Source organism: Oceanobacter sp. 1_MG-2023 (assembly GCF_030689025.1).
In the GTDB taxonomy this organism is placed as follows: domain Bacteria; phylum Pseudomonadota; class Gammaproteobacteria; order Pseudomonadales; family Oceanobacteraceae; genus Oceanobacter.
On sequence record NZ_JAUYWA010000030.1, the window covers coordinates 26,180 to 38,459 of the forward strand.

The window sequence follows — 12,280 nt, forward strand, 5'->3', positions numbered from 1 at the left end:
CTGTAATGCTTCAATCCCCCGGATAACACTGTCCACACCGTGGCTGGCAAGCCGTTGCAAGCACGGCCGTAATCCGGGAATCTTTATGAATCGTAAACGCTCCGCCTCTATTTATTCAGCGGTTAATACACTGCTTGTCTTGCCGCAGGCTATGGTATTGGCCTGTTTGTCCGCGATGGTCCATGCGCATGGCGTCGACATGGACGATAGCTATCATGACCTGGAAAGTATTCATGTGTTTGGCCGCAAACCGATGCTGGGAGAGGCCATTTCTGCTTCCGAAGGGTACGTTGATCAGGATGCCATTGAGGTGCGCCCGTTGCTGCGCACCGGTGAAGTGCTGGAACTGGTCCCCGGCATGGTGGTGACCCAACACAGTGGTTCGGGCAAGGCCAACCAGTATTTCCTGCGGGGGTTTAATCTTGACCATGGCACCGACTTTGCCGTGTTGGTAGACGAGATGCCGGTCAATATGCGCAGTCACGGACATGGTCAGGGTTACACCGACCTGAACTTCCTGATTCCTGAAGCAATTCAATCGCTGGAATACCAGAAGGGCAGTTACGACGCCAGCGTTGGTGACTTCAGTAGCTCCGGCAACGCAGCGTTCACGACGGCTTCCCGGCTGGATAATGGCCTCGCCAAAATCACCCTGGGGCAGGATGCCTATCAGCGCGGCTTGCTGATGGACAGTGTTAACACCGGTACGGGGGACTTCTTCTACGCCCTGGAAAAACAGGGTTACGATGGCCCCTGGACGGATGTGAGCGAAGACATTGATAAAACCAATGTATGGCTGAAATACCGCCAGCCGCTAGCCGGTGGCGACTGGTCGATCAGCCTGATGGGTTACGACAACCAATGGAACAGCGCCGATCAGATCCCGGAACGGGCAGTGGCCAGCGGCCAGATTGATGAACTGGGTTCGCTTGACGACACTGTCGGCGGCAAGAGTGACCGCTACAGCATCAATAGCCAATGGCAAAGCGCCAACCTGAGCCTGTCGGCCTACGCTATTCGCTACAATATGAACCTGTGGTCGAACTTCACTTATTACCTGGATGACAGCGACAATGGTGATCAGTTTGAACAGGTCGATCATCGCTGGATCTACGGCGGCCAGATCGAATATCGGCAGCAATCCGAGCTGGCCGGTGTGGTTGCCAGTACCCGCATCGGGGCGGATTACCAGCTTGATGATATTGATGAAGTGGGTCTGTATCACACCACTGAGCGCCAGCGCCTTGGTACCATTCGCAGCGACGCAGTGACCCAGCAAAGCCTGGGCTTGTTTGCCGATACCACGCTGTACTGGAACGAGAAATGGCGCACCATGATTGGCGTACGTTACGACTACTTTGATTTTGACGTAGACAGCCGGGTGGATGTGAACCAGAACGGCGTTGATCTGAGCGCTAACAGCGGCACTGCGGATGATACTAACCTGTCGTTGAAAAGCAGCCTGGTCTACGCACCGGATCAAAACCGGGAAATCTATCTGTCGATCGGGCAAGGGCTGCACTCCAACGATGCGCGCGGTACCACTATTCAGGTGGATCCGGCGGATGGCAGCGACGTTGATGCCGTTGATCCACTGGTGGACTCCATCGGTTATGAACTGGGCGTGCGTGGTCTGATAGCCGAACGCCTGAATGCTTCACTGGTGTTGTGGCAACTGGATCTTGATAGCGAGCTGCTGTTTGTTGGTGACGCCGGTAACACGGAAGCCACCCGGTCATCACGCAGGCAAGGGATAGAAATGACCGGCTACCTCAACCTTACCGAAGCCTGGAACGCCGACCTGGAATACGCTTATACCCGCGCCCGCTTTCGCGACAGCTCGGATGATGGCGACTACATTCCGGGTGCTCCGGAATCCGTCGCTCAGGCTGGCTTGACCTATATTGGAGCGACGCCGTCCGCTCAGCCATGGTCTGGCAGCTTGCGTATGCGCTACATTGGCCCCCGTGCGTTGCTTGAAGATAACTCGGAACGGGCAGGCAGCAACCTGGTGCTTAATGCCGCCACACAGCTGGAGTTACAGAATTGGCAGTTTGGTCTGGAAGTACTCAATCTGCTCGATAGCGATGACCACGACATCGACTACTGGTACGAAAGCCAGCTGGCTGGAGAAAGCGAAGCGCAGGAAGGCTTGCACTACCATGTGATGGAGCCGCGCACGGTACGGATGAGTGCGGCACTGATGTTTTAACGGCAGGGTTGCTGGAGGGGCTGGAGACTGGGGCTGTTATTGCGATGCGGCTGCTCCGCTGATGGGCAGCCGTGTTTTGAGTCCATCCTGATTTGGGTGTCCCGGTTATTTCCCTCTGGTTATTTCCCGCTCCGGTTATTCCAGGGTGAAATGGCCACGGACGAAGCCGGGCCCTGCGGTGATATTGTGTGGGTCAGCCGATCTTGCCGGTCACTCGTACTCGTTTGCCACCGACTTCCGTTGGTACCTTGGCCGCTTCTGCCGCCGCTTTGATGCGGCCATCAATGATGTTCTTCACCGCAATCAGCAAGCCCATGGCCATAAAGGCACCTGGTGGCAGAATCGCAAACAGAAAATCCGGGTAATCGCTGAACAGCTCTATTTTCCAGTGTGCGGCATCCGCTCCAAACAGCAGCTGCATATTGGAGAAAATCACACCCTGACCCAGTATTTCACGCATGGCACCCAGCACCACCAGGACGGCGGTAAAGCCCAACGCCATCATAAAGCCGTCGACGATGGAGGGAAGGATAGGATTTTTGCAGGCAAAGGCATCAGCGCGGCCCAGTATCGCGCAGTTGGTGACGATCAGGGGAATAAAGATCCCCAGCACCTGATACAGCTCGTAGGTAAAGGCTTGCATCACCAGTTCGGCGACCGTGGTAAAGGAGGCGATAATCATCACAAAGGCGGGTAGCCTCACCGCATCCGGTACGTGGTTACGAATCAGCGAGACCGAAAAGTTGGAGCCAATCAGCACCATCATGGTGGCCAGGCCAAGGCCCAGGGCGTTCACAACCGAACCGGTCACCGCCAGCAATGGACAAAGGCCAAGTAACTGGACCAGTGCCGGGTTGTTGTTCCATAAGCCGTCGAGGGAAATATCCCGCAGGGATTTGGTAGCCATTAATGATTCTCCACACGGCTGGCCGATGCAGGCAGCGGATAGCCCAGCAGTTGGGTTTGGTGTCGTTCGAAAAACTGCAGCGCGTGTTTGACCGCAGTCACGACCGCTCTTGGGGTAATGGTGGCACCGGTAAACTGGTCGAAATCGCCGCCATCTTTTTTGACGGCCCAGGCACTTTCTGCTGGGGATAGCAATGACTTGCCGTTGAATGCCATGACCCAGTCGGATTTTTTCAGGTCGATCTTGTCACCGAGTCCAGGGGTTTCGCGGTGGCTGATTACCCGTACGCCAGCAAGGCGGCCATCGGCATGAATACCAACCAGCAAGCCGATCTCCATGGTGTAACCGTCTGGCGCGACCACCGGCAAAATCACGGTCGTCACCTGTCCCTGGTGGCGCGCCAGATGAATACTGGCATCGTCGGGGAGAGGGCCTAACAGCCGGGTATCAAAGTTCCGGTTTACGCTGATCACGTCGGTGAGCAGGTCATTGTCGTATTGATTGGCCGGGATGATTTCGTTGAGCGCACGGGACTGCGCCAAACGCATGTTATGGGCAATGCGGTCGGCTGTACCGACCTGGGCGATGGCGATGGCACCCGCGGTGACGATGGCAAACAGTCCCAGGCCAATGGCATTACGCTGAATGGAAGCCAGTAACTCTTTCATTATTTGGCCTCCGGTTTTTTCAGGCCGCGATTGGCCTTGGCATGACCATAGGTGCGTGGCTGGGTGTAGGCATCAATAAAGGGAGCGGCAAAGTTCATCAGCAACACGGCAAAGGCCACCGCGTCGGGGTAAGAGCCCCAGGTCCGGATGATATAGAGCAGAATCCCGATGCCGGCGCCGTAGATCAGTTTTCCCAGTGGCGTGGTAGCCGCTGATACCGGGTCGGTGGCAATAAAAAAGGCTCCCAACATGGTTGCGCCACTGAGCAAGTGCAGTGAAGCCGGGGTGTACATATCGGCGTCCCATCCCAGTATCAGTGAGCACAGCGACAGTCCGGCCAGCATGGCCACCGGAATATGCCAGGTAATGATACGTCGCCAGAGCAGCACCAGACCACCGGCCAGAAAGGCCAGATTGACCCATTCCCAACCACCGTTCAGCCAGCCATTAAAGGTGGTGTCGGTCAGGACTTCTGTGGCCGTTTTATTGCTGATCAGGTGCTTGTAGGTATCCAGCGGTGTGGCACCGCTAAAGGCGTCGGCACTGCCACCGGCAAAAATTACTGACAGGGCATCACCCAGCCCGGCAACGGAAGCTCCCATCTGGCTGGACAGTGCCCAGTTGGTGGTCATCTGCAGTGGAAAGGAAATCAGCACCAGGGCGTAACCGATCATGGCCGGGTTAAACGGGTTGTTGCCCATGCCGCCGTACAGCTGTTTGGCGAAGATAATCGCAAACGCCGTGGCCACCAGGGTGATCCACCAGGGGGCCAGCGGTGGCAGCGCCAGGCCAATCAGTACCCCGGTGAGCAGGGCGCTGTTGTCTTTCAGGAAGAACATCACCGGACGTTGACGAATCCGGAGTATCAGGGCTTCGGTGGCGATCGCGAACAGTGCCGCCAGCACCACGTTAATCAGTGTGCCAAAGCCGAACAAGGCGGTCATTACCGCCAGCCCTGGCAGGGTGGCCAGAGTGACCGTCAGCATCACCTTTTGGGTGCTGTTGTTACCGTGTGCGTGAGGGGAAGAAAGGGTCATCAACGCCATTAGTCGGTTCCACTTGTGGTAGTCGTTTGGCTGGCAGTTTGCTCCAGCTCAGCCAGCTGTTGAGTCAGGGCGTTGAGCTTGTCCTGCTGTTTGTTAACACCCAGAGTCAGGGCATCGACGGTATCCAGTTGTTGCTCTCGGGCCATGGCCAGTCGTTCCTGTGCCTTGTTGAGGCGGTCTTGGGCGGCACGGATTTTTTTACGTACTGCGTCGGCCTCTGCGGAGGACTGGCTGCTGGGTTCGGTGCTGTCTGTGTTTGTCGCTACCGGCGCGCCGGTTACGGCTTGCCAGGCGGCCTTGGCTTCATCGACTCGCTGTTGCTGTTTGACGATGCCGGTTTCCAGTGCTGCGACCGTATCCAGACCTTGAGCCTTGGCTTCTTCCAGTCGCTTGATGGCGGCATCCAGGCGTGCCTGGGCGGTTTCCCATTTGCGTTGCAGCCGTTCCGGGCTGTTGGGGTCGCCCTTGTCGGGGCCGGCGGCGGTATCTGTCGCGGCTGCCGGTTGCGCCTTGAGGGCTTTTTTCTCGGCGGCAATGTCTTTGGCCAGATCTTTCATCCGTGTCTGGGCCTTGACCAGTGCACTTTCCAGGGCTGCTACCTTGGTTTGCTGGTCTTCGTCCCCGGCGGACAACGCTTGTTGTGCAGCCGAGAGTTTTTCTTTGGTTTTGCTGATCGCGGTCTGGGCGGCAGTCAGCTGCTTTTGTAGTTTTTCCAGCGCTGGCGAGGTCAAGGCCGCCGCCACTGGGCTACTGCTTGAGCCACCACTGGCGGCGGGAGTGGCTGAAGCACTGTTCTCCGCCGCGGCAGCGGCTTTTTTATTGGCTGCTGCCAGAGCAGCGGCTTCGGCCCGGGCCTTGCGTTTGGCTTCTTTTTCAGCAGCTTCACGCTCTTGTCGAGCCAGGCGACGTTCAAACCGTTCACGGGCCTGTTCGGATTTTTGATGGGCGGCGCGTTCTTCACGAATCGCCCCTTTGGCGTGGCGGTAATACTGCACCAGCGGAATCTGGCTGGGGCAAACGTACGAGCAGGCACCACATTCAATGCAGTCAAACAGGTTGTGCTGTTCGGCCTTGTCGAATTCTTCTGCCTTGCTAAACCAGTACAATTGCTGTGGCAATAATTGTGCTGGACAGGCCAGAGTACACATACCGCAACGAATACAGGCCATGGCGGCTTCGTTAACGGGCATTTCTGTCACGCTGGGGGCTAACAGGCAGTTGCTGGTTTTGACCAGCGGCAGCGAGTCATCCGGCAGGGTAAAGCCCATCATCGGGCCTCCCATAATGACGCGTGGCAATGGCTGTGGCTGATAGCCGGATAACTGCAACAGGTGCGATGCCGGTGTTCCCAGCATGACGTCCCAGTTGCCGGGATCACTGACGGCGTCACCGGTGACGGTGGTGATGCGGCTGATCAGTGGTTCGCCATGGTAAACCGCACGATAAATGGCGCTGGCGGTGCCGACGTTCTGGCAGACGATTCCCAGGTTGGCGGGAATGCCGCCAGAGGGTACTTCCTCGCCGGTCAGAATCTGGATTAACTGTTTTTCACCACCCGACGGGTATTTGGTCGGAATGGCAACGATACTGATCTGGCTGGACTGGTCGAGCGACTGGCATGCGTTGTTTAACGCGGCAATCGCTTCTGGCTTGTTGTCTTCGATGCCTACCAGACAACGCTGGGCACCCAGAATATGCAGCAATACGCGGATACCATGAATCACCTCGTCGGCCCGTTCACGCATCAACATATCGTCGGCGGTGATATAAGGTTCACACTCGGCGCCGTTGATGATCAGGGTATTGATCGGGCTGTTGCCGTTATCGTCACGTTTAACGGCCAGTTTGACCGCGGTCGGAAAACCCGCGCCACCCATACCAGCGATACCGCAGCCACGAATACGCTCAACCAGATCACTGGCGGCGATATCTTCAAGAGACGTGACCCCCAGTTCATCCAGCAGGCTTTGGTGCTCGATCCACTGTTCCTGGCCATCCGGCTCGATGATCAGACAAAGCGCGGTCAAGCCAGAATCATGGGGAACCGGCCGGTCTTCAATCGCCACCACCGTACCGGAAGTGGGCGCATGCAGGGGCACGCTGACAAAACCATCTGCGTGCGCGACAAGCTGACCTTTAAGCACGCGTTCACCGACAGCAACGCAAGGCACTGCCGGTGCGCCGATATGTTGGCCCAGTGGCAGCGTCAGCAGGGCGGGCAGTGGTGCAGGGCGAATCGGTGTGCGGGTGCTTTGCTGTTTGTTTTCTGCCGGGTGAATACCCCCATCAAAGCTGTGCAGCTGAATCTGATGGGTCATGCGGCTTGTCCTTTGTGGTCATTACTGCTGGTGTCGTGGGTATTGGGCTGACGATCGGTTGCAATCAACTCAACCCCGGGGGTGGGTGCTTGCCAATACCAGGTGTTGGTCGTCGGTGTTAACGGCACCATATCGATGCAGTCCACCGGGCACGGCTCAACACACAAATCACAGCCGGTACATTCTGTTGCAACAACGGTGTGCATTTGTTTGGCGGCACCAATAATGGCGTCTACCGGGCAAGCCTGGATACACTTGGTGCAGCCGATACATTCGGCTTCACGAATAACCGCGACGGTGGGCAGGGCTTTTTCAGCACCGTGTTCGGCATCCAGTGGTTCTGGCTCAACACCAAGTAAATCCGCCAGAGACTGAATCGTACCCTCGCCACCGGGAGGACACTTGTTGATTTTCTCGCCGTTGGCAATGGCTTCGGCGTAAGGCTTGCAGCCAGGGTAACTGCACTGGCCACATTGGGTTTGCGGCAGCAGGTCGTTGATCTGGTCAACGATGGGGTTGCCTTCAACCTTGAAACGTACTGCCGCAAAACCAAGAATGGCACCAAAAATCAGGGCCAGAATCGCCAGTACGGTTACTGCAATCAGAACTGTTGTCATAATAGTGCCTTGTTCGTTCCGGTCAGATGCTGACCAGGCCGGTGAATCCCATAAATGCCAGTGACATCAAACCGGCGGTGACCATGGCAATGGCCGATCCCTGAAAAGGTTTGGGTACATCCGCGACCGCAATACGTTCACGCATGGCGGCAAACAGCACCATAACCAGAGAGAAGCCAACCGCAGCGCCAAAGCCATAAAGGATGGATTCAACCAGACTGTTATCGCGTTTGATGTTCAGCAAGGCGACGCCCAGAACGGCGCAGTTGGTGGTAATAAGGGGCAGGAATATACCCAAAACCCGATACAGCAATGGGCTGGTTTTCCGAATAGCCAATTCGGTAAAACCGACAACGACGGCAATCACCATAATAAAGCTGATGGTTTTCAGGTATACCAGTTCCAGTGGCACCAGCAGGAAGGTGTACACCAGATAACTGCACAGCGAGGCCAGTGTCAGCACAAAGGTGGTTGCGGCACCCATGCCGATGGCGGTTTCCAGCTTGTTGGAAACGCCCATAAATGGACACAAACCGAGAAACTGTACCAGTACAAAGTTGTTTACCAGAATGGTACTGACCAGAATCAGTAAATACTCGGTCATGCAGTGGTTGCTCCGCTGTGATTAAAAAGTAGCCAAGCCTGAAAATCAGGGGGCGTATTATCCCAAACTTCTATTATTTCCCTCAAGTATTAAAAGGGATAGTTTTAAGTTGTTTTAGGAATAACCTTAGAGGTGGTGATCACTTTCGGGCACAAGAATGACACAAAAGTATCACGCATCCGTCGTTTGGGCTGAACTGGAGTTCCGCGGGGCTGCTTGCGATGTTGGCCCGACGTACCCTCGATATACCCCCTCGACACTGTTGCTTTAACGGCATGGGGCGCTGATTTGATCATGGCCGCGGTTATATAATCCGGATATTTTCTGGATGGTATCGGTCATAATCGGTCTTTTCAATTTACTGACAAAAGGTATCGGGAGTCGCTGTGAAAACGATCGTTAGGTTATGTTCCTCAATAATAATGGTTGCCGCTTTGGGGGCTTGCAGCAGTCAGAGTCCAGTCCCTGCCTCTGTCAGTAACGATTCCACGGCTGGTCAGCAAGAGGCTGTGGCATCGGCGTCAACCAGTCTGGCGTCGGCGCTTGAATGGCAGGTGGAGGATATTAACCAGGGCGGCATCATCGATTACTCCATGATTACCGTGAATTTTGGGATGGATGGCCAGGTGAGCGGTTCCTCCGGCTGCAATCAGTACTCCGGGCGCTGGCAGCAGCTGGATAATGGTGATATCCGTTTTGATCAACTGATCAGTACCCGCAAAGCCTGTGCTCCGGCCCTGATGATGCAGGAACAGAGATTTTTGGCGGCCTTACAGGGAGCCAGCCAATACCGCTGGTTACATGATACCTGGCTGCTCTTGACCGATGACGAGGGTCGGGCATTACTGAAGCTGATTCCCAAATCGACCAAAAGCTGAACAAGGTCGTTCAGATTAACTGCACTCGCTGTGGGTGTCTTGAATCAGGGCCTTCAGTTCTGGTACACAGCTGCCACAGTTGGTGCCACATTTCAGCGTGTCACCCAGTTGGTCGGCGGAGTGACAGCCACTGCGAATAGCGTCGCGAATGGTGTTTTCACCAATACCGAAACAGGAGCAGACAATACGCCCCTGATCAACGACACCTTCTAGGGGGCGTCCGGCCAGCAGCGCTTTACGCTCCGTAATGGTCAGGCTGGTCTGGGCAAACTGTTCCACCAGCCACTGGCGGGTGCCAATGGCCTGATCCTGATGAACAAACAGTACCAGCGCCAGTTGTTGATCCACAATCGCCAGTAGCCGCATATGTTGGGTGTCCGGGTCATGCAGGGTCAGCCATTCGGCGTCGGGGAGTTGCTGTTGTGCCCAGTCTTGTATCTGTTCAAGAGGCTGGTTACCGCCGATTTCATAGCCGTGACAGCTGTCGTTGAGGCCGTACACCCAATAGTCACAAGGAACAGCGCCGAGGTCATGGCGGCTGAGTATCATGCCCTGCCAGGCGGTCGGGAAAGGTTCGGCTTCGACACCGGTGTATTTTAGTTCTGGCTGTCCGGAAAACGGGTCACAGCTTTTATCGATTAATACGCCCATGCGGGCGGCGCTGGCGTAGCGGCTGGTCCAGTGCATCGGAACAAAGATTTCTCCCGCTCGCTGGTTAGTGGTGATATTGGTGCGCAGCAGTATTTTCCCCCGATGATTGCTGATGCGGGCCAGGGCACCATCGACCAATGTCAGGCGCTTGGCGTCGTCTGGATGAATATCCACATAAGGTTCCCGAATATGTTGCGCCAGTCGGGCTGATTTTGCCGTGCGGGTCATGGTGTGCCAGTGGTCGCGTACCCGGCCGGTGTTCATGATCAGGCTGCCATCCTGATGGCGGGAGGCGGGCAGTGCCGCGGTGATTGCAATAAATTGGGCCTTCTGGCTGGGGGTGTAAAACCGCTGGTCGTCAAAAAAGCGTTTGCGGCCTTGTGGGTACTGGCGATTGACCGGCCATTGTGTGGGGGCCATGTCATCGTACTGGTCCCGGCTCAGGCCGCTCAGGCCAGACAGGTCGAGGTCGCGTTCACCGTTATTTTCAAAGCCGGTCAGGCGGCTGTATTCGTCAAAAATCTCGGCTGGGTGCTGGTAGTCAAAGGCTTTTTCGAATCCCAGGCGCTGAGCGACCTGAGCCAGTATCCACCAGTCCGGTTTGGCTTCCCCGGCAGGGCTCAAGAAACTGCGCTGGCGGGAGATGCAGCGTTCGGAATTGGTGACGGTGCCGTTTTTCTCTCCCCAGCTGGCGGCGGGTAATAACACATGGGCGGCGGCCGTGGTGTCGGTATTGGCCATGCAGTCAGAGACGACCACCAGTTCGCAACGGGCCAGGGCGGCCTTGACGTCATCGGCATCCGGCATGCTGACCAGCGGGTTGGTGGAGATGATCCAGAGGAATTTTATATCGCCGCGCTTGACGGCATCAAACAGCTCAATGGCTTTAAGGCCCGGGCGAGTGGCAACGTTGGGAGCCTGCCAGAAGCGCCGTACCCGGTCGACCTCCGGGGCAGAAAAGTCCATATGCGCTGCCAGCTGGTTGGCCAGACCACCGACTTCACGGCCGCCCATGGCATTGGGCTGCCCGGTGACGGAAAAGGGAGTGGCGCCGGGTTTGCCGATCCGTCCGGTGGCGAGGTGGGCATTAATAATGGCATTACCCTTGTCGACGCCGCTGCTGCTTTGGTTAATGCCTTGTGAAAAAACGCTGACGGTTTTGGCGGTGCTGGCAAACCATTGAAAAAATGTTTCCAGATCGTGCTTGTCCAGGCCCAGTTGTTGGGCGCATTCCTGCAATGAGTCCGGGGTGCTGTCGCGCGCTGCTTGTAATGTACTGGCAAAGCCTTCCGAGTGTTGCTGGATAAAATCGTGGTCGAGGGCATCGTGATCACTCAGCCAGCACAGCAGGGCGTTAAACAGCAGGGCATCGCTGCCGGGACGAAGCGATAACTGCAAGTCGGCCAGGTCAGAGGTGGCGGTGCGGCGTGGGTCAATGACCACTACTTTCATCTCGGGGCGGGCCTGCTTGGCGGCGGCGATACGTTGAAACAGAATCGGATGTGCCCAGGCGGCATTGCTGCCGACCAGAATCAACAGGTCGGCTTCTTCGAGATCGTCGTAACAGCCGGGCACGGTATCGGAGCCAAAAGCCCGCTTGTGGGCAACCACGGCAGATGCCATGCAAAGGCGGGAATTGGTATCCAGGTTGCTGCTGCCGATAAACCCCTTCATCAGTTTGTTGGCAACGTAATAGTCTTCCGTCAGGATTTGTCCGGCCGCATAAATGGCCACGGCATCCGGGCCGTGATCATGGATGACTTGCTGCATTTTGTCGGCCACCAGATTGAGGCTGTTGTCCCAGCTGGTACGTTTACCCAATACCGTGGGATAAAGCAGCCGGTCAATCTGGTCGACGGTTTCATGTAATGAAGATCCTTTGACGCACAGGCGGCCAGCATTGGCAGGATGTTGTATGTCACCGGATACCGGTGAGAGCACATTGCCATGCTGACGGACGGTTACGCCACAGCCTACGCCGCAATAGGGGCAAGTGGTGTGGGTAATGCTGGCGGTGCTGTGAGTCTGGGTCATAAGGGCTTTCCAATACGCAAAAAAAAAGCGCCCACTGACATAAGTCAGTGAGCGCCAATGCTCTGTTTGCACAACAGTAAAACAATGATGAGCGGTACCTACGCTGGTACCGGCAATGCACATGGTCGAGCCAAAGCGTCGACAGATTTCAGAAAGTAAACATTCAAGAAAAATGCCAACGGCTGTCTGATCATTCTGAATTGCCAGAAATCGTGATGCTGGTGGCACGTTTGGTGAGGTGTGAAGAAGCTGCCTATGGGGGACATCCATTTAATCCTGCACGGCTCTGCGCGAGTGTTGCCGTTGTTCAGAGCAAGGCGACGAATGCAGCGAAATGACGAGTCC

At 56.1% G+C, this 12,280-nt stretch carries 9 protein-coding genes; 2 read left to right on the plus strand and 7 right to left on the minus strand.

What is annotated here, in order from left to right:
* The first annotated feature begins 85 nt into the window (after positions 1-85).
* Positions 86-2,212: a TonB-dependent receptor gene (locus Q8W22_RS15170; protein WP_305452905.1), complete on the plus strand. Its 2,127-nt coding sequence runs from the start codon at positions 86-88 to the stop codon at positions 2,210-2,212.
* Between the two features lie 193 nt (positions 2,213-2,405).
* Here Q8W22_RS15170 and Q8W22_RS15175 read toward each other — a convergent pair whose 3' ends face one another.
* The 6 genes from Q8W22_RS15175 to rsxA are packed head-to-tail and all read right to left on the minus strand — an operon-like array spanning position 2,406 to position 8,372.
* Positions 2,406-3,119: an electron transport complex subunit E gene (locus Q8W22_RS15175; protein ID WP_305452906.1), complete on the minus strand. Its 714-nt coding sequence runs from the start codon at positions 3,117-3,119 to the stop codon at positions 2,406-2,408.
* A complete protein-coding gene (gene rsxG, locus Q8W22_RS15180) occupies positions 3,119-3,787 on the minus strand; it encodes an electron transport complex subunit RsxG (protein ID WP_305452907.1) in 669 nt (222 codons plus the stop codon). Before rsxG ends, Q8W22_RS15175 begins: the two co-directional genes overlap by 1 nt.
* A complete protein-coding gene (gene rsxD, locus Q8W22_RS15185; RefSeq protein ID WP_303434566.1) occupies positions 3,787-4,833 on the minus strand; it encodes an electron transport complex subunit RsxD in 1,047 nt (348 codons plus the stop codon). Before rsxD ends, rsxG begins: the two co-directional genes overlap by 1 nt.
* Positions 4,833-7,151 (minus strand): electron transport complex subunit RsxC, encoded by a 2,319-nt coding sequence (rsxC, locus tag Q8W22_RS15190; RefSeq protein ID WP_305452909.1) that lies wholly within the window; start codon positions 7,149-7,151, stop codon positions 4,833-4,835. The genes rsxD and rsxC overlap by 1 nt, the downstream gene beginning before the upstream one ends.
* Complete coding sequence (rsxB, locus tag Q8W22_RS15195) at positions 7,148-7,768, minus strand: electron transport complex subunit RsxB (protein ID WP_303434564.1); 621 nt, start codon at positions 7,766-7,768, stop codon at positions 7,148-7,150. Before rsxB ends, rsxC begins: the two co-directional genes overlap by 4 nt.
* Positions 7,769-7,790: 22 nt before the next feature.
* Entirely contained in the window at positions 7,791-8,372 is a 582-nt protein-coding gene (rsxA, locus tag Q8W22_RS15200) for an electron transport complex subunit RsxA (RefSeq protein WP_303434563.1), read from the minus strand.
* Between the two features lie 509 nt (positions 8,373-8,881).
* Between rsxA and Q8W22_RS15205 the strand changes: the two genes are divergently transcribed.
* Complete coding sequence (locus Q8W22_RS15205) at positions 8,882-9,250, plus strand: META domain-containing protein (protein ID WP_303434562.1); 369 nt, start codon at positions 8,882-8,884, stop codon at positions 9,248-9,250.
* A gap of 15 nt (positions 9,251-9,265) precedes the next feature.
* Here the strand turns inward: Q8W22_RS15205 and Q8W22_RS15210 are convergent, their stop codons facing one another.
* Positions 9,266-11,935 (minus strand): nitrate reductase, encoded by a 2,670-nt coding sequence (locus Q8W22_RS15210; RefSeq protein ID WP_305452911.1) that lies wholly within the window; start codon positions 11,933-11,935, stop codon positions 9,266-9,268.
* Between the last annotated feature and the right edge of the window lie 345 nt (positions 11,936-12,280).